The sequence below is a fragment of the Enterobacter cloacae complex sp. S3 genome (genome assembly GCF_014930495.1).
In the GTDB taxonomy this organism is placed as follows: Bacteria; Pseudomonadota; Gammaproteobacteria; order Enterobacterales; family Enterobacteriaceae; genus Enterobacter; species Enterobacter asburiae_B.
Window position 1 is genome coordinate 24,478 of sequence record NZ_JADBRD010000022.1, and the last position, 17,786, is coordinate 42,263.

The window sequence follows — 17,786 nt, forward strand, 5'->3', positions numbered from 1 at the left end:
TTAGACAATATGGACGTAATACGTTTTCTGATTGATTTCATTCTGCATATTGATGTTCACCTGGCGGAGCTGGTCGCGCAGTATGGCGTCTGGGTTTACGCCATTCTGTTCCTCATTCTGTTTTTTGAAACCGGTCTGGTCGTTACCCCATTCCTGCCAGGGGATTCACTGCTGTTCGTTGCCGGGGCGCTATCGGCGTTACCCACTAACGATCTGAACGTGCATCTTATGGTTGTGCTGATGGTGATTGCCGCCATTGTCGGTGATGCGGTCAACTATACGATTGGACGCGTGTTCGGTGAGCGGCTTTTCAGCAATCCTGATTCGAAAATTTTCCGTCGCAGCTATTTAGACAAAACCCATGCGTTTTATGAACGCCATGGCGGGAAAACCATTATCCTTGCGCGTTTTGTGCCTATTGTGCGCACATTTGCACCGTTTGTGGCGGGAATGGGGCATATGTCCTATCGTCATTTTGCGGCATACAACGTGGTTGGCGCGCTGCTGTGGGTACTGCTGTTTACCTACGCAGGCTATCTGTTTGGCGATCTTCCGGTGGTGCAGGAAAACCTTAAGTTACTGATTGTAGCGATTATTGTGCTTTCCGTACTGCCTGGCGTTATCGAAATCATTCGCCACAAACGTGCGGCGGCAAAACAAGCGAAGTAAATGCACACTGGCGGTTCGACCACTTTTTTATCCAAAGTTTCGGGCTGTTATGTTTTAATGTGCAACATTCATGGTCTGTTGGAGGCAAAAATGGCATTATTCGCCTCTTATAGCAAAACTGGCATACGACCAGGTTCAGGCAGAAAGGTTATCAATGAGCTGGATTGAACGAATTAAAAGCAACATTACCCCAACGCGCAAAGCGAGCATTCCTGAAGGGGTATGGACGAAGTGTGATAGCTGCGGTCAGGTTCTGTATCGTGCAGAGCTGGAGCGCAACCTTGAGGTGTGTCCGAAGTGTGACCACCATATGCGTATGTCGGCGCGCAACCGCCTGCATAGCCTGCTGGACGAAGGCTCTCTGGTAGAGCTGGGTAGCGAACTTGAGCCAAAAGACGTGCTGAAGTTCCGCGATTCCAAAAAATACAAAGATCGTCTGGCCTCTGCACAGAAAGAGACCGGCGAGAAAGACGCGCTGATCGTCATGAAAGGCACCCTGCATGAGATGCCGGTTGTCGCCGCTGCCTTTGAGTTCTCCTTTATGGGCGGCTCAATGGGCTCCGTGGTCGGTGCGCGCTTCGTGCGTGCCGTTGAGCAGGCGCTGGAAGACAACTGTCCGCTGATCTGCTTCTCTGCCTCCGGCGGCGCGCGTATGCAGGAAGCGCTGATGTCGCTGATGCAGATGGCGAAAACCTCTGCTGCGCTGGCGAAAATGCAGGAGCGCGGTCTTCCGTACATCTCCGTGCTGACCGACCCAACCATGGGCGGCGTCTCCGCGAGCTTCGCGATGCTGGGCGACCTGAACATCGCTGAGCCAAAAGCGCTGATCGGCTTTGCGGGTCCTCGCGTTATCGAGCAAACCGTTCGTGAAAAACTGCCGCCGGGCTTCCAGCGCAGTGAGTTCCTCATTGAGAAAGGCGCTATCGATATGATCGTCCGCCGTCCGGAAATGCGCCTGAAGCTGGCGAGCATTCTGGCGAAGCTGATGAATCTGCCAGCGCCGAACCCGGATGAGCCGCGCGAAGGTGTGGTGGTACCGGATCAGGAACCCGAGGCCTGATAACTGAAAAGGGCAGGGCCGGTTGGCGCTGCCCTTTTGCTTTCTAATCTGTTAATGACAACCGGGCATTATGGAAAATAAAAGCATTCCCCAAGCCACGTCGCCCCTGGCCGCGTGGCTTTCTTATCTGGAAAACCTGCACAGTAAAACCATCGATATGGGGCTTGAGCGCGTAAGCCAGGTCGCCGCGCGTCTTGATGTGCTCAAACCGGCACCTTTCGTGTTCACCGTCGCGGGCACCAACGGTAAAGGCACTACCTGCCGCACGCTGGAATCTGTCCTGATGGCCGCAGGTTACAAAGTTGGCGTGTACAGCTCTCCACACCTGGTCCGCTACACCGAGCGGGTTCGCGTGCAGAACAGCGAGCTGCCGGAATCGGCGCATACGGCGTCGTTCGCGAAAATTGAAGCCGCACGCGGTGAGATCTCATTAACCTATTTTGAATACGGCACCCTGTCGGCGCTGTGGCTGTTCAAACAGGCGCAGCTGGATGTGGTGATCCTTGAGGTTGGCCTCGGCGGACGTCTTGATGCGACCAATATGGTTGATGCGGACGTGGCGGTGGTCACCAGCATCGCGCTGGACCATATCGACTGGCTGGGACCGGATCGTGAAAGCATTGGCCGCGAGAAGGCCGGTATTTTCCGGGCGAATAAACCCGCCGTGGTCGGCGAGCCGGACATGCCGCACACCATTGCTGACGTGGCAAACGAGAAGGGCGCGCGTCTGCTGCGCCGCGGCGTTGACTGGCAGTATGAGGTTCAGGATAACGGCTGGCGCTTCAGCGATGCCCAGGGCGCGCTGGACAACCTGCCGCTGCCGCAGGTGCCGCAGCCGAACGCAGCCACCGCGCTGGCGGCACTGCGCGCCAGCGGATTAGCGGTCAGCGAGCAGGCAATTCGTGACGGCATTCAGAGCGCAATTCTGCCCGGGCGTTTCCAGATTGTCAGCGAGTCACCGCGCCTGATTCTGGACGTGGCGCATAACCCGCATGCGGCGGCGTATCTCGCGGGACGTCTCAAATCGTTACCAAAAACCGGGCGCGTGCTGGCGGTTATCGGTATGCTTCATGATAAAGATATCGGCGGTACGCTGGCCTGCATGGAGACTGTGGTCGATAGCTGGTATTGTGCTCCACTGGAGGGGCCGCGCGGCGCGACGGCTGAGCAGCTGATGGAACATCTCGGCAAAGGCGCAATCTATAGTAGCGTGGCTCAGGCCTGGCATGCCGCGATGGCGGATGCTAAACCAGAAGATACCGTGCTGGTGTGTGGTTCATTCCACACGGTGGCACATGTCATGGAAGTGATGGACGCGGGGAGAACCGGTGGCGAGTAAGTTTCAGAACCGTTTAACAGGAACCATTGTGCTGGTCGCGCTCGGGGTGATTATTCTCCCGGGTCTGCTCGACGGGCAGAAAAAGCATTATCAGGACGAGTTTGCCGCTATTCCGCTGGTGCCGAAACCGGGTGACCGCGATGAGCCGGATATGCTGCCAGCGGCGACGCAGGCGCTGCCTGCTCAGCCGCCGGAAGGCGCGGCGGAAGAGGTGCGTGCAGGCGATGCCGCCGCACCGTCGCTCGATCCGTCTCGTCTGGCGGCAGCGAGCAGCAGCGATATCGATCCGGTGCCGGTAGAGCAGCCTAAACCCGTTGAAAAACCGAAGCCGGTTGAGAAGCCGCAGCCGAAACCGCAGCGAGATAAAGCCGCAGAGCAGCTGGCTGCCGCATCAGAAACCCCACCGCCGACAAAACAAGACGCGGCACCGACCGGAAAAGCGTACGTTGTGCAGCTCGGCGCGCTGAAAAACGCCGACAAAGTTAACGAGGTCGTGAGCAAACTGCGCAGTGCGGGATATCGTGTTTACACTTCACCTTCCACGCCGGTGCAGGGTAAAATTACCCGTATCCTCGTGGGGCCAGAAGCGTCCAAAGATAAGCTTAAAGGTTCGCTCGGCGAGCTGAAGCAGATCTCCGGCCTGAGCGGTGTGGTGATGGGCTACAGCGCGAACTGATAAGATCTTACCCAACCTCGGAGTGGTTTGCTCCCTCTCCCTTGAGGGAGAGGGCCGGGGTGAGGGGGAGCAGACGTCCACAGAGACGTCAAATGGACCGTGGCGTTGAACATTTTTTCAGCGCCTTTTTTATTTACGCGCGGGAAGGAAATCCCTACGCAAACGTTTTCTTTTTCTGTTAGAATTCGCCCCGAACTGGATGACAGGGCGTTAAATCGTGGGACACATATGGTCTGGATTGATTACGCCATCATTGCGGTGATTGGTTTTTCCTGTCTGGTTAGCCTGATCCGTGGCTTTGTTCGTGAAGCGTTATCGCTGGTAACCTGGGGTTGTGCTTTCTTTGTTGCCAGTCATTACTACACTTACCTGTCTGTCTGGTTCACGGGCTTTGAAGATGAACTGGTCCGAAACGGAATTGCCATCGCGGTGCTGTTTATCGCAACGCTGATTGTCGGCGCTATCGTGAATTACGTGATAGGTCAGCTGGTCGAGAAAACCGGTCTGTCAGGAACGGACAGGGTGCTCGGGATCTGTTTCGGGGCGTTACGAGGCGTGCTGATTGTGGCCGCGATCCTGTTCTTCCTGGATACCTTCACCGGGTTCTCCAAAAGCGAAGACTGGCAGAAATCGCAGCTCATTCCAGAGTTCAGCTTCATCATCAGATGGTTCTTTGACTATCTGCAAAGCTCGTCGAGTTTTTTGCCCAGGGCATAAACCCTGAGATGTGGCTTAACGAGGAAAAGACGAATGTGCGGTATTGTCGGTATCGCCGGTTTCATGCCGGTAAACCAGTCGATTTATGACGCGTTAACGGTGCTTCAGCACCGTGGGCAGGATGCTGCGGGTATCATCACCATTGATGCAAACAACTGCTTCCGTTTACGCAAGGCGAATGGCCTGGTAAACGATGTGTTTGAAGCCCGCCATATGCAGCGTCTGCAAGGTAATATGGGGATCGGTCACGTTCGTTATCCTACTGCTGGCAGTTCCAGCGCCTCCGAGGCACAGCCTTTCTACGTCAACTCACCGTATGGCATCACCCTTGCTCATAACGGCAACCTGACCAACGCGCATGAGCTGCGTAAAAAGCTGTTCGAAGAGAAACGTCGCCACATTAACACCACCTCTGATTCTGAAATCCTGCTCAATGTGTTCGCCAGCGAGCTGGATAACTTCCGTCACTACCCGCTGGAAGCAGACAACATCTTTGCTGCCATTGCCGCGACAAACCGCCAGATCCGCGGCGCGTACGCCTGCGTGGCGATGATCATTGGTCACGGCATGGTGGCCTTCCGCGATCCAAACGGCATTCGTCCCCTGGTGCTCGGCAAGCGCGACCTTGGCGATGGCCGTACCGAATATATGGTTGCCTCTGAGAGCGTGGCGCTGGATACCCTAGGCTTTGAGTTCCTGCGTGACGTTGCGCCGGGCGAAGCGGTCTATATCACCGAGAAGGGCCAGCTGTTTACCCGCCAGTGTGCCGATAACCCAGTCAGCAACCCGTGCCTGTTTGAATACGTTTACTTTGCCCGCCCGGATTCCTTCATCGACAAGATTTCCGTCTACAGCGCGCGCGTCAACATGGGCACCAAGCTGGGCGAGAAGATTGCCCGCGAGTGGGACGATCTCGACATCGACGTGGTTATTCCTATCCCGGAAACCTCCTGCGATATCGCGCTGGAGATCGCCCGCATTCTGGACAAGCCATACCGTCAGGGCTTCGTGAAGAACCGCTACGTTGGCCGCACCTTTATCATGCCGGGCCAGCACCTGCGCCGTAAGTCCGTGCGCCGCAAGCTGAACGCCAACCGCGCGGAATTCCGCGACAAGAACGTTCTGCTGGTGGATGACTCCATCGTTCGCGGCACCACCTCTGAGCAGATTATCGAGATGGCGCGCGAAGCGGGTGCGAAGAAAGTCTACCTGGCCTCTGCTGCGCCAGAGATTCGCTTCCCGAACGTGTACGGCATCGATATGCCAACCGCCAACGAGCTGATCGCTCACGGCCGTGAAGTGGATGAAATTCGCCAGATCATCGGTGCCGACGGCCTGATTTTCCAGGATCTAAACGATCTCATCGACGCGGTGCGTGCCGAGAACCCGGAAATTCAGCAGTTTGAATGCTCCGTGTTCAACGGTATTTACGTGACCAAAGACGTTGACCAGCAGTACCTCGACTATCTTGATTCTCTGCGCAACGACGATGCGAAAGCCGTTCAGATGCAGAACGATCTTGAAAGCTTAGAGATGCACAACGAAGGTTGATGCTCCGGCAGGTGAGGGCGAATGCCCTCACTTGCAACTCCCCGCAAAATCCTGCACAGTCTGCCCTGAAATCAGTAAGGGCGAAAATCATGAAACGACTCATTGTTGGGCTCAGCGGCGCCAGCGGCGCGATTTACGGCGTACGTCTGTTACAGGTTCTGCGTAACGTGGCGGAAGTCGAGACCCATCTGGTGATGAGCCAGGCGGCGCGGCAGACCCTCTCTCTGGAAACCGATCTCTCCCTGCGCGATGTTCAGGCACTGGCGGACGTGGTTCACGATGCCCGTGATATTGCCGCCAGCATCTCCTCAGGCTCGTTTAAAACGGCCGGCATGGTTATCCTGCCCTGTTCGATTAAAACGCTCTCCGGCATTGTGAACAGCTATACCGACACCCTGGTGACGCGCGCGGCGGATGTGGTGCTGAAGGAGCGTCGTCCTCTGGTGCTCTGCGTGCGGGAAACGCCGCTGCATCTCGGCCATCTGCGTTTAATGACCCAGGCCGCCGAGCTTGGGGCCATCATCATGCCGCCGGTTCCGGCGTTTTATCATCGCCCGACCTCGCTGGACGACGTGATTAATCAGACCGTTAACCGCGTGCTGGATCAGTTTGACATCGACCTGCCTGAAGATCTCTTCACCCGCTGGCAAGGGGCCTGATTCTGTGCACAAACAGAGTGCATGAAAAGAGACGTTGCCCTGTTTCAGGGCAATTATGCAACGGCGATCATATCCTCGACATTTAATTCGTTTTTTCCCTTTTTCTCTTTCCGGTTCGTTCGGCAGACCTGCTATCTTTCACCATTAAGGCAATATCGCAACGTTTTATTAACATATTTAACGTCGAAGTTTTGACCAGACGGCAATGTGGCATAAGACCTGCAAGATGAAGCCTGCAACACAACACACAACACAATACATAATAAAATCACGGTACTTGAGGGTAAATGTATGAAGAAGACGGTTCTGGCTCTGTCTTTGCTCGTGGGGTTAAGTGCGGCAGCAGGTAGCTACGCAGCGCTTCCACAGACGGTTCGTATCGGTACAGACGCAACCTATGCGCCATTCTCTTCCAAGGATGCGAAAGGCGATTTCGTGGGGTTTGATATCGATCTGGGAAATGAAATGTGCAAACGCATTGCGGTGAAATGCACATGGGTGGGCAGCGACTTTGACGCGTTAATCCCGTCGCTGAAAGCCAAGAAAATCGACGCCATTATCTCTTCTCTTTCCATCACCGAAAAACGCCAGCAGGAGATTGCCTTCTCTGACAAGCTCTACGCCGCGGATTCTCGCCTGATTGCGCCGAAAGGCTCCCCGATTAAGCCAACCATCGACTCGCTGAAAGGCAAGCATGTTGGCGTGCTTCAGGGGTCGACGCAGGAAGGTTATGCCAACGCGACCTGGCGTGAGAAGGGCGTAGACGTGGTGGCTTACCAGAACCAGGATCTGATTTACTCTGACCTGGCCGCAGGCCGTCTGGATGCGGCATTCCAGGATGAAGTCGCCGCGAGCGAAGGCTTCCTGAAACAGCCTGCGGGTAAAGACTATGCGTTTGCGGGCCCGTCGGTAAAAGACAAAAAATACTTTGGTGACGGCACCGGTATTGGCCTGCGTAAGGATGATACCGAGCTGAAAGCCGCCTTCGACAAAGCCTTTGCAGAGCTGCGTAAAGACGGTACTTACGACAAACTGGCGAAGAAATACTTCGACTTCAACGTATACGGTGAATAATGCCTGACGCTAACGCACCGCAAAGGTGCGTTGCGGGAGCGGTTGACCCAATGCGGTGCATTTGTTGCACCGTATTGGATCGCTTTGTGCATACTTACGCATTTATAATGCAAAAATTCCCGCCTTAAGGGCATTAGTCTTTGCCTGAAAGAGGGGATTAATGGCACATTAGCACCACCCCGTCGTCGTAAAAATCCCGTATGAAGACAGTTTGTTGAGGACAAATATGAAAAAACTCGTGTTGTCACTATCTCTGGTGCTGGCCTTTTCCAGCGCCACCGCGGCATTCGCAGCCATTCCGCAGAAAATTCGGATTGGTACCGATCCAACCTATGCGCCGTTCGAATCGAAGAATTCAAAGGGTGAACTGGTCGGTTTTGACATCGATCTGGCCAATGAGCTGTGCAAACGCATCAAAGCACAGTGTACCTACGTTGAGAACCCGCTGGATGCGCTGATCCCGTCCCTGAAAGCGAAAAAAATCGACGTGATTATGTCCTCGCTCTCCATCACCGAAAAACGCCAGCAGGAGATTGCCTTCACCGACAAACTCTACGCGGCCGATTCTCGTCTGGTGGTGGCTAAAGCTTCTGACATTCAGCCAACGCTGGAGTCCCTGAAAGGCAAACGCGTCGGCGTGCTGCAGGGCACCACGCAGGAAACCTACGGCAACGAACACTGGGCGCCGAAGGGGATTGAAATCGTCTCCTATCAGGGCCAGGAAAATATCTACGCTGACCTGACGGCAGGCCGAATTGATGCGGCATTCCAGGATGAAGTCGCGGCAAGCGAAGGCTTCCTGAAAACGCCGGTGGGTAAAGATTACAAGTTTGGCGGCCCGTCCATTAAGGACGTGAAGTTGTTTGGTGTGGGCACCGGCATGGGCCTTCGCAAAGAAGACAACGAGCTGCGTGAGGCGCTGAACAAAGCGTTTGCTGAAATGCGCGCTGACGGCACCTATGACAAGCTGGCGAAAAAGTACTTTGATTTTAATGTTTACGGCGGCTAATCGCCCCGTCAAATAACGTGCGGCCCCTCCCGATGCGGGAGGGGAAAAGACACGGTTCCACCACTCACGATACGACAGGGCTCGCGGTATGCTGTACGGATTTTCTGGCGTTATTTTACAGGGCGCGCTTGTCACCCTTGAGCTGGCTATCAGCTCCGTGGTGCTGGCGGTGCTGATAGGTCTGGCAGGCGCAGGGGCGAAGCTTTCGGCTAACAAACCGCTGGCGCTTATTTTTGAAGGCTACACCACGCTTATTCGCGGCGTTCCCGATCTGGTGCTGATGCTGCTGATCTTTTACGGTCTGCAGATTGCGTTGAACAGCGTGACGGACGCGATGGGCATGGGACAAATTGATATCGACCCGATGGTGGCCGGTATTATTACCCTCGGTTTTATCTACGGTGCCTACTTCACCGAAACCTTCCGCGGCGCTTACATGGCCGTGCCGAAAGGCCACATTGAGGCGGCAACCGCATTTGGTTTTACCTCTTCACAAACGTTTCGTCGGATTATGTTCCCGGCCATGATGCGTTATGCGCTCCCGGGCATCGGCAACAACTGGCAGGTTATCCTCAAAGCGACAGCGCTGGTCTCGCTGCTCGGTCTGGAAGACGTCGTGAAAGCGACTCAGCTGGCGGGCAAGAGCACCTGGGAGCCGTTCTACTTTGCGGTGGTCTGCGGCGTGATTTATCTGGTCTTTACGACCGCCTCCAATGGTGTGCTGCTTCTGCTCGAGCGTCGCTACTCCGTGGGTGTGAAGAGGGCTGACCTGTGATTGAGATTATTCAGGAATACTGGAAATCGCTGCTGTGGACGGACGGCTACCGCTTTACCGGCGTGGCGATTACGCTCTGGCTGCTGATCTCCTCCGTGGTGATGGGCGGCATTCTGGCGGTGTTTCTTGCCATTGGCCGCGTGTCGAACAATAAATTTATCCAGTTCCCGATCTGGCTGTTTACCTACGTGTTCCGCGGTACGCCGCTGTACGTGCAGCTGCTGGTGTTCTATTCGGGAATGTATACGCTTGAGATCGTAAAAGGCACTGAGATGCTGAATGCGTTCTTCCGCAGCGGCCTGAACTGTACGGTGCTGGCGTTGACGCTCAACACCTGCGCCTACACCACCGAGATTTTCGCCGGGGCAATTCGCTCTGTCCCTTACGGTGAGATTGAAGCGGCGCGCGCGTACGGCTTTTCCTCGGTGAAACTTTATCGCTGCATTATTCTGCCGTCGGCACTGCGTATCGCGTTACCGGCGTACAGTAACGAAGTGATTTTGATGCTGCACTCCACCGCGCTCGCCTTTACCGCGACGGTGCCGGATCTGCTCAAAATCGCGCGCGATATTAACTCCGCGACCTATCAGCCGTTTACCGCGTTTGGCATTGCGGCGGTGCTCTATTTAATTATCTCTTATGTTCTGATTAGCCTGTTCCGTAAGGCTGAAAAACGCTGGTTGCAGCATATAAAACCTTCTTCGACGCACTGAGAAAGATGATGGCTGAGAACAAATTAAACGTTATTGATTTGCACAAACGCTACGGCGAACATGAAGTGCTGAAAGGGGTGTCGCTGCAGGCGAATGCGGGCGACGTGATCAGTATTATCGGCTCATCCGGCTCGGGTAAAAGTACCTTCCTGCGCTGCATTAACTTCCTCGAAAAGCCGAGCGAAGGCTCGATTGTGGTGAGCGGGCAGAATATTAACCTGGTCCGTGACAAAGACGGCCAGCTGAAGGTCGCGGATAAACACCAGCTGCGACTGCTGCGTACGCGCCTGACGATGGTGTTCCAGCACTTCAACCTCTGGAGCCACATGACGGTGCTGGAGAACGTGATGGAAGCGCCGATTCAGGTGCTGGGCCTGAGCAAGCAGGAAGCCCGCGAGCGTGCGGTGAAATACCTGGCGAAAGTGGGTATCGACGAGCGCCAGCAGATGAAATACCCGGTGCATCTCTCCGGCGGTCAGCAGCAGCGCGTCTCCATCGCCCGCGCGCTGGCGATGGAACCGGAGGTGCTGCTGTTCGACGAACCGACCTCCGCGCTGGACCCGGAACTCGTTGGCGAAGTGCTGCGCATCATGCAGAAGCTGGCCGAAGAGGGCAAAACGATGGTGGTGGTGACGCACGAGATGGGCTTCGCCCGTAACGTCTCGAACCACGTTATCTTCCTGCATCAGGGGAAAATTGAAGAGCAGGGCCACCCGGACGAGGTGCTGGCGAACCCGCAAAGCCCGCGCCTGCAGCAGTTCCTGAAAGGGTCGTTGAAGTAGGTTTTGCCTTTCCCCCTCTCCCTGTGGGAGAGGGGCGGGGTGAGGGCATCAGACCGCAGTGCAGCCCAATCGCCCGGTGGCGCTTCGCTTACCGGGCCTACGGACTGGGTGTTCTCCCTCTCCCTGTGGGAGAGGGTTGGGGTGAGGGCATCAGGCCGCACTGCACTCCAGCCGATACACCCAGTCGTCATAGCGCACGCCGTCAATTTCATACGCCTTTTCCAGCACCTGCGTGCGCACAAACCCGGCTTTCTCCAGCACACGCACCGAACCGCCGTTATCCGCCAGCACGTACGCGTTAATCGCTTTCACGCTGGTCTGGTTAAACGCGTACTCGCACACCGCGCGCAGCGCCTCGCTGGCAATCCCTTTTCCCTGCGCGGCAGGCACAACCGTGTAGCCGATATCGGCCTCTTCACGATTCTCAGGGCTGATTTGCAGGCCAATATCGCCCAGCGGCGTATCATCCTCCAGAGAGCGGATCACGAAGACATGCTCCGCCATCAGGCGCGCGGCAAACACGCGGCGGGTCTCTTTTTCCGGCGCGATGGCGGCCATGTAGCGCATGATGCGGCGATCTTCACGCAGCGAGCGGAAGAAGGCCCAGTCAGTGGGTTCGAAAGGGGTGAGGTGAAGCCGGGGAGTGGTGATCGTTGCCATTGTTACGCCATATCTTCGGAACATGGCCTGTCACTGTAACATATTCACCGCACCACATCCCCCAGAGCCTCTTCTAATTCATACCAGCGAAACGCAAACCCGGCCGCTTCCAGCCGTTTTGGCAGCGCCCGCTGCCCGCCTAATACCAGCACAGACGCTTCACCCATCATCAGGCGAATCACCGTGGCTGGCACGCGCAATATCGCCGGGCGGTGCAGGGCATGACCCAGCGCGTGGGCGAACTGTTCGTTACGCACCGGATACGGCGCAACCATGTTAAACGGCCCGCGCAGATCGTTATCCAGCAGCCAGAGAATACCGTTGACCATATCGTCGATATGGATCCAGGCCAGATACTGACGGCCATTACCGATCGGCCCACCGAGTCCAAGCCGGAAAGGGGGAAGCATCTTCGCCAGAATGCCGCCCTTCGGCGCAAGCACGACGCCGGTCCGCAGCAGGCAGACGCGGGTACGATCGCTCTGCGCCGCGCAGGCGATACGCTCCCACTGGGCGCAGAGCTTATGGGTAAACTCGTTATGCGGCGGCTCTTCCTCGGTCACCACCACCTCGCCGAGATCGCCGTAATAGCCCACGGCTGAACCTGAAATCAGCACCGAAGGCGGCGTGTGGCTATTGCGGATCAGCTCGACCAGCTTTTCGGTGATGTTCCACCGGCTGCTGCATAACAGCTGTTTTTGCTCTTCCGTCCAGCGCTTATCGGCGATGGGTTCCCCCGCGAGGTTAATGACGGCGTCGAAGCCGTCCAGATTTTGCTGCTCGGCCAGATTTTTCCAGATATCGATACCCGCCCCGAGCACCTGGCGCGCTTTCTCCGGGCTGCGCGTGACCACGGTAATGTCGTGATGCAAGGCCTGCAGACGCGCAATGAGGTGACGACCAATAAGGCCCGTGCCGCCGGTCAGCAAAATCTTCATACAACCTCCAGGATTACGCCTGGCGTCGCCAGCTTAGCGTCATGGAGACGGAATCGGCGTAGCGCAGGGCGTGAAGTTTATCGATCTCAACTTCAGCATAAGTGACCCAGTGATGTTCGCGTGCGATATCGAGCACATCCTGAGTTAATTTTTCCAGCAGAGAGAAGCGGTTATTCTCCACGTACTGAATGATGTTTTTGGTTATTGTGCGGTAGTTCAGCGCGTCGTTGATGTCTTCGCTGGCCCGCGCTTTGTCTGCGGGATAGTGAATTACCACGTTAATGACAATATCCTGACGGTTGGCGATCTCTTCCTCTTTGATGCCGATGAAGGTGCGCAAGCGTAAATTTTTTATGCGAATAATAGCGTCTGGCTGTGACATTGCAGGTCTTCTCCGTGTCAGTATTTCCTGCTCATCATACATGAGAGGCTCGCGGGCACCCAGCCTCATAGAGGGTTAAATCTGCTGGATTTTTTGCATCGCTCGCTCGGTGGCCGGGCGGGTTCGTATGCGCTCAAACCAGTTGTTCACCGCCGGGTAAGCGGCCAGGTCAATTCGGTGTTTTTCATGCGTATTCACCCACGGCCAGCAGGCGATGTCGGCAATACTGTAATGATCGCCCCCGAGCCACGGCGTTTTCTCCAGCCGACGGTTCAGAACGTCATAGAGCCGTTGAGTCTCAACCTGATAGCGTTCGATCGCGTAGGGAATGGGCTGCGGGGCGTAAGCGGTAAAATGATGATTTTGCCCCAGCATGGGCCCCAGCCCGCTCGCCTGCCAGAAGAGCCATTGCAGGGTATGGTGACGCTCGCGCAGTTCGCCGCTCAGCAGTTTGCCGGTTTTCTCCGCCAGGTAGAGCAAAATCTCACCGGACTCAAACAGGCTCAGCGGCCTGCCTCCGTCCGCCGGGTGGTTATCAATAATGGCCGGGATTTTATTATTCGGCGAGATAGCCAGAAAGAGAGGGCTGAACTGATCGCCTTTGCTGATATCCACGCGAATGATCCTGTAATCCAGCTCGGCTTCTTCAAGAAAAAGGGTGATCTTATGGCCGTTTGGGGTAGGGGCGTAATAAAGGTCGATCATTCTCAACTCCTGTCCATGCGAATAGTGGTGCCATGACAAATGAGTATAGGTGGTTGTTGTAAATCGTGAGTTTTCATCAAGTGACAGCGGGGCAAAGAGATTATATGTTGAGTAAAAAACCGATCAGCCGATGAGGATGTTATGAACCAGCCCGTAATCACGTTGTGGTCCGATGCGAATTTCTTTTCTCCCTATGTCATGAGCGTATACGTTGCGCTGGCCGAAAAAGGGCTCACTTTTACGCTGAAGACCGTCGATCTTGACGGCGGTGAACATCTCAAACCGCAGTGGCAGGGCTACGACCTGACCCGACGCGTGCCGGTGCTGGAGATCGACGGTTTTGCACTGAGCGAATCGTCGGCGATTGATGAATATCTGGAAGATCGGTTCGCGCCGCCTGAGTGGGAGCGCATTTATCCTCACGACCTGCAAAAACGCGCGCGGGCGCGGCAGATCCAGGCGTGGCTGCGTAGCGATCTGGTGCCAATTCGCGTGGAACGCTCAACGGACGTCGTGTTTGCCGGGGTCAAAAAGCCAGCGCTCAGCCCAGAAGGCCGTGAAAGCGCGCAAAAACTGATTGAAACCGCCACCTCGCTCCTCGCACACGGCAACCCGAACCTGTTCGGCGAGTGGTGCATCGCCGACGCCGATCTGGCGTTGATGCTAAACCGCCTGATCCTCAACGGCGATGAGGTGCCGCAGCTGCTGGTGGATTATGCCGCGTTTCAGTGGCAGCGCGCCTCCGTGCAGCGCTATGTGGCACTCTCGGCTAAGCGCGCGGGCTGATAAGCCCTGACGCTTCAGGTATGATGGGGGCAGTCTGTTTTCCCGAGGAGTGACTGATGAAACTGATGTTTGCGTCGGATATCCATGGATCGCTGCCCGCTACCGAGCGTGTCCTTTCCCTGTTTGCACAAAGCGGCGCGCAGTGGCTGATTATTCTGGGGGATGTCCTCAACCACGGCCCGCGCAACGCACTGCCGGAGGGCTACGCTCCGGCGCAGGTCGCGGAAAAGCTCAACCCGTACGCCTCGCGCATCATTGCCGTTCGCGGCAACTGCGACAGCGAGGTGGACCAGATGCTGCTGCATTTTCCCCTTACCGCGCCATGGCAACAGGTGCTGCTGGAACAACGCCGCCTGTTCCTGACGCACGGGCATCTTTTTAGCCCGGATAATCTCCCGGCGCTCGCGGCTGGCGATGTCCTGGTTTACGGTCATACTCATATTCCGGTTGCTGAAAAACGCGGTGAGATTTATCACTTCAATCCGGGTTCGGTCAGCATACCGAAAGGCGGTTATCCTGCGAGCTATGGCATGCTGGATGGAAATACCCTGAGCGTTATCGCACTTAATGATCAGCAAGTTATTGCGCAGGTAGCGATTAATCCGTAAGTTACACCTCAACTGCAAACGCGCCGAAAGAGCGCTTAGAAGAGAAGGTTTCCCGATGGTGGAGCAGAGTCATTTGGCAAGTACAGAGTGGGTTGACATTGTCAGCGAAGAGAATGAAGTGATCGCGCAGGCCAGCCGCGAACAAATGCGTGCGGAGCGTCTGCGCCACCGCGCAACATACATCGTTGTGCACGACGGTATGGGCAAAATTCTGGTCCAGCGCCGCACGGACACCAAAGATTTTCTCCCGGGTATGCTGGATGCCACCGCTGGCGGTGTTGTTCAGGCAGATGAAGTGCTGCTGGATTCCGCACGTCGCGAAGCAGAAGAAGAGTTAGGCATCGCCGGTGTGCCGTTTGCCGAGCACGGTCAGTTCTATTTCGAAGACGAAAACTGCCGCGTCTGGGGCGGGCTGTTTAGCTGCGTCTCCCACGGCCCGTTCGCTCTGCAGGAAGAAGAGGTGAGTGAAGTCAGCTGGATGACGCCGGAAGAGATCACCGCGCGCTGCGACGAGTTCACGCCGGATTCGTTAAAAGCGCTGGCGCTGTGGATGACCCGCAACGCCAAAAACGAATCGACCAAATCAGAGAAAGAGGAAGAAGCTGAGTAAGCGTCAGCAACTCTCTCTCAGACACAGACTGGACGCGATGGGCTTTTGATCGCGCCAGTCCCCGTCATTCAGACGCTCCAGTAGCGCGTTCCCGGCTTCAACGCCAATCTTACGATGCGGCACCGCCATCGTCGTCAGCGGCGGCTGACAGACGCGGCTCACGTCGCTATCGCCAAAGCCTACCACCGCCAGATCGTCCGGCACCTTGATTCGCCTGCGCTGGCACTCGTACAGCGCGCCGCAGGCCAGCTCGTCAGAGACGCATACCAGCGCATCCAGCTCCGGCCACGCCAGCAGGAATTCTGGCAGCTGTGCCGCGCCGGTCGAGAAGCTCGGCGGCATCGCCGCGTTAATCACACGGTTCGGCGACATATGGTGGCGAAGCATGGCTTTGTACCAGCCCTGCAGATGCTGCTGGAAAATCCACTGCTCCTGGTTGGCGCAAAGCAGGCCAATATTTTGGTAGCCGCGCTTAATCACCATTTCCGTAAGTTCATACATGGCCGCTACGTTATCAATCCCGATATTCATATCAATCGGGTCGGCGCGCATGGCACCCATTTCCATCACCGGAATAGAGGCGTTTTTCAGCCAGTGGCGAACGGTATCGGTATGTTCAACGCTGAGCAGGATAGCGGCGGCAATATTCGACGCCAGCAGCGTCTCCAGCAATTTCTCCTCCTGCTCCAGGCGATGCTGGGATTCAGCCAGCATGATCTGATACCCGGCAGGCTGTAGCACCTGCTGCAGCCCGGCGAACATCTCCGAGCATCCGGCTTCGGAGAGATTTGGCACCACCATGGCTATCGTCCACGACGACGCCGAGGCCAGCGCGCTGGCGGCAAGATTAGGCATATAACCCAGTTCCTGCACGGCAGCTTCAATTTTTTCTCGTAGTTTATCGGAAACCTGTTCGGGCGTGCGGAGTGCACGGGACACGGTCATCGTGCCCACACCGGCAAGCTGTGCGACATCGGCGAGTGTCACTTTACCGGTACTGCGCCGTTTTCGGGTTAGAGACATACACCTTCCTGCTGACCAGACGCGTTCTTCATTTCCTTCGCTTCACGTGACAGGCAGTATACGCCTTAAATCCCTTTTTTTGCTGTGATTTAGCGCCGTGATCGCAATTTGATAGCGCTATCACATTTCTGCATGTTAACGGTTGGTAGCGCTATCTTTGTGATCGCGATCGCAGTCATTCAGCGATGTGTTGAATAAAGTTTGCTCATCTTTAGCGTGTAGCGGGAGTGAAAAATGCTCAAAAAATGGATATATGATACAACCATCACGCTACAGGACAGCGTGGAAAACTGGCCGCAGGCGCTTGAGCTGTGCGCGAAGCCGCTTCTGGATTTGCAGGTGATTGAGCCTGAATACGTCACGGCCATCATCCAGCAGCACCACACGTTAGGACCCTATTATGTGCTGGCACCAGGGCTGGCGATGCCGCACGCGCGGCCGGAGGAAGGCGCCAAAGGACTGGGGTTGTCTTTATTAAAACTAAAACAGGGCGTCTCGTTTGGTGCCGGTGAGTTTGACCCTGTCGATGTCATTATTATGCTCGCGGCACCGGATAAACATAGCCATATCGAAATGATATCCGCACTCGCAGAATTATTTTCCAGCGACGAGGATATGGAGAAACTGCATCAGGCGAATACCCTGGAGGAAATTAAAACGGTTATTGACCGCTTCTGATTTAATTCTTTAATCCGATTATTCACAACATTACGCGACAGCGTGATGGGGCGTGCTCTACTCAATATAAGGGGACAACAATGAAAATCATGGCTATTTGCGGCTCCGGCCTGGGCAGCAGTTTTATGGTCGAAATGAATATTAAAAAGGTGCTTAAAAAACTGGAGATTGAGGCTGAGGTTGAACATTCCGATCTCTCCTCGGCCACGCCGGGCGCAGCCGATCTGTTCGTGATGGCAAAAGACATTGCGGCCAGCGCCAGCGTGCCGGAAAGCCAGCTGGTGGTGATTAACAACATCATCGACATCAACGAACTTGAAGCGCAGCTGCGCGCCTGGTTCGAAAGACAATAACCCTGATAAGGCGAGGTGG

Annotated in this window: 22 protein-coding genes; 17 read left to right on the forward strand and 5 right to left on the reverse strand. The window is 55.8% G+C overall.

Annotation, left to right across the window (positions count from 1 at the left end):
* Positions 1 to 9: 9 nt before the first annotated feature.
* From IM317_RS14190 to hisP, 12 genes are all read left to right on the forward strand, one after another.
* Positions 10 to 669, forward strand: coding sequence for a DedA family protein (locus IM317_RS14190; RefSeq protein WP_033146093.1), 660 nt, complete (start codon positions 10 to 12; stop codon positions 667 to 669).
* 154 nt (positions 670 to 823) lie between these two features.
* On the forward strand, positions 824 to 1,729 hold the full coding sequence (gene accD, locus IM317_RS14195; protein WP_003861408.1) for an acetyl-CoA carboxylase, carboxyltransferase subunit beta: 906 nt from the start codon (positions 824 to 826) through the stop codon (positions 1,727 to 1,729).
* Between the two features lie 70 nt (positions 1,730 to 1,799).
* A complete protein-coding gene (gene folC, locus IM317_RS14200; RefSeq protein ID WP_033146092.1) occupies positions 1,800 to 3,068 on the forward strand; it encodes a bifunctional tetrahydrofolate synthase/dihydrofolate synthase in 1,269 nt (422 codons plus the stop codon).
* Complete coding sequence (gene dedD / locus IM317_RS14205; RefSeq protein WP_033146091.1) at positions 3,058 to 3,744, forward strand: cell division protein DedD; 687 nt, start codon at positions 3,058 to 3,060, stop codon at positions 3,742 to 3,744. The genes folC and dedD overlap by 11 nt, the downstream gene beginning before the upstream one ends.
* Positions 3,745 to 3,972: 228 nt before the next feature.
* On the forward strand, positions 3,973 to 4,461 hold the full coding sequence (gene cvpA, locus IM317_RS14210) for a colicin V production protein (RefSeq protein ID WP_000262116.1): 489 nt from the start codon (positions 3,973 to 3,975) through the stop codon (positions 4,459 to 4,461).
* A gap of 33 nt (positions 4,462 to 4,494) precedes the next feature.
* On the forward strand, positions 4,495 to 6,012 hold the full coding sequence (purF, locus tag IM317_RS14215; RefSeq protein WP_024908947.1) for an amidophosphoribosyltransferase: 1,518 nt from the start codon (positions 4,495 to 4,497) through the stop codon (positions 6,010 to 6,012).
* 89 nt (positions 6,013 to 6,101) lie between these two features.
* Positions 6,102 to 6,671, forward strand: coding sequence for a UbiX family flavin prenyltransferase (locus tag IM317_RS14220; protein ID WP_029740194.1), 570 nt, complete (start codon positions 6,102 to 6,104; stop codon positions 6,669 to 6,671).
* A 291-nt stretch (positions 6,672 to 6,962) separates the two neighbouring features.
* Entirely contained in the window at positions 6,963 to 7,745 is a 783-nt protein-coding gene (argT, locus tag IM317_RS14225) for a lysine/arginine/ornithine ABC transporter substrate-binding protein ArgT (protein ID WP_023312560.1), read from the forward strand.
* Between the two features lie 226 nt (positions 7,746 to 7,971).
* Positions 7,972 to 8,754 (forward strand): histidine ABC transporter substrate-binding protein HisJ, encoded by a 783-nt coding sequence (gene hisJ / locus IM317_RS14230; protein WP_023336423.1) that lies wholly within the window; start codon positions 7,972 to 7,974, stop codon positions 8,752 to 8,754.
* An 88-nt stretch (positions 8,755 to 8,842) separates the two neighbouring features.
* Entirely contained in the window at positions 8,843 to 9,529 is a 687-nt protein-coding gene (locus IM317_RS14235) for a histidine ABC transporter permease HisQ (RefSeq protein WP_023336422.1), read from the forward strand.
* A complete protein-coding gene (locus IM317_RS14240) occupies positions 9,526 to 10,242 on the forward strand; it encodes an ABC transporter permease (RefSeq protein ID WP_008502590.1) in 717 nt (238 codons plus the stop codon). The genes IM317_RS14235 and IM317_RS14240 overlap by 4 nt, the downstream gene beginning before the upstream one ends.
* 8 nt (positions 10,243 to 10,250) lie before the next feature.
* Positions 10,251 to 11,024, forward strand: coding sequence for a histidine ABC transporter ATP-binding protein HisP (gene hisP / locus IM317_RS14245; protein WP_023312558.1), 774 nt, complete (start codon positions 10,251 to 10,253; stop codon positions 11,022 to 11,024).
* Positions 11,025 to 11,174: 150 nt separating this feature from the next.
* Here the strand turns inward: hisP and IM317_RS14250 are convergent, their stop codons facing one another.
* The 4 genes from IM317_RS14250 to yfcG form a co-directional block, all read right to left on the reverse strand.
* Positions 11,175 to 11,684, reverse strand: a complete 510-nt coding sequence (locus IM317_RS14250) for a GNAT family N-acetyltransferase (RefSeq protein WP_033146090.1) — start codon at positions 11,682 to 11,684, stop codon at positions 11,175 to 11,177.
* A 44-nt stretch (positions 11,685 to 11,728) separates the two neighbouring features.
* Positions 11,729 to 12,622: a TIGR01777 family oxidoreductase gene (locus tag IM317_RS14255; RefSeq protein WP_033146089.1), complete on the reverse strand. Its 894-nt coding sequence runs from the start codon at positions 12,620 to 12,622 to the stop codon at positions 11,729 to 11,731.
* A gap of 13 nt (positions 12,623 to 12,635) precedes the next feature.
* Positions 12,636 to 13,004, reverse strand: coding sequence for a dihydroneopterin triphosphate 2'-epimerase (gene folX / locus IM317_RS14260; RefSeq protein ID WP_023312555.1), 369 nt, complete (start codon positions 13,002 to 13,004; stop codon positions 12,636 to 12,638).
* A gap of 75 nt (positions 13,005 to 13,079) precedes the next feature.
* The gene (gene yfcG, locus IM317_RS14265) at positions 13,080 to 13,709 is read right to left on the reverse strand and encodes a GSH-dependent disulfide bond oxidoreductase (RefSeq protein WP_033146088.1); all 630 of its coding nucleotides are present in this window, start codon (positions 13,707 to 13,709) and stop codon (positions 13,080 to 13,082) included.
* A 141-nt stretch (positions 13,710 to 13,850) separates the two neighbouring features.
* Here yfcG and yfcF point away from each other — a divergent pair, with 141 nt between their 5' ends.
* Genes yfcF through yfcD form a run of 3 tightly spaced genes read left to right on the forward strand, consistent with a single transcriptional unit; the run spans position 13,851 to position 15,713 of the window.
* Positions 13,851 to 14,495, forward strand: coding sequence for a glutathione transferase (yfcF, locus tag IM317_RS14270; RefSeq protein ID WP_033146087.1), 645 nt, complete (start codon positions 13,851 to 13,853; stop codon positions 14,493 to 14,495).
* 56 nt (positions 14,496 to 14,551) lie between these two features.
* Positions 14,552 to 15,103 (forward strand): phosphodiesterase, encoded by a 552-nt coding sequence (gene yfcE / locus IM317_RS14275; RefSeq protein WP_033146086.1) that lies wholly within the window; start codon positions 14,552 to 14,554, stop codon positions 15,101 to 15,103.
* A 55-nt stretch (positions 15,104 to 15,158) separates the two neighbouring features.
* On the forward strand, positions 15,159 to 15,713 hold the full coding sequence (gene yfcD / locus IM317_RS14280) for an NUDIX hydrolase YfcD (RefSeq protein WP_023312551.1): 555 nt from the start codon (positions 15,159 to 15,161) through the stop codon (positions 15,711 to 15,713).
* 3 nt (positions 15,714 to 15,716) lie between these two features.
* On the opposite strand, the gene IM317_RS14285 is transcribed toward yfcD, so the two are convergent.
* Positions 15,717 to 16,736 (reverse strand): LacI family DNA-binding transcriptional regulator, encoded by a 1,020-nt coding sequence (locus tag IM317_RS14285; RefSeq protein WP_033146085.1) that lies wholly within the window; start codon positions 16,734 to 16,736, stop codon positions 15,717 to 15,719.
* Between the two features lie 234 nt (positions 16,737 to 16,970).
* Here IM317_RS14285 and IM317_RS14290 point away from each other — a divergent pair, with 234 nt between their 5' ends.
* On the forward strand, positions 16,971 to 17,414 hold the full coding sequence (locus IM317_RS14290) for a PTS sugar transporter subunit IIA (protein ID WP_033146084.1): 444 nt from the start codon (positions 16,971 to 16,973) through the stop codon (positions 17,412 to 17,414).
* Between the two features lie 80 nt (positions 17,415 to 17,494).
* Positions 17,495 to 17,767 (forward strand): PTS sugar transporter subunit IIB, encoded by a 273-nt coding sequence (locus tag IM317_RS14295; RefSeq protein WP_003861447.1) that lies wholly within the window; start codon positions 17,495 to 17,497, stop codon positions 17,765 to 17,767.
* The last annotated feature ends 19 nt before the right edge of the window (positions 17,768 to 17,786 follow it).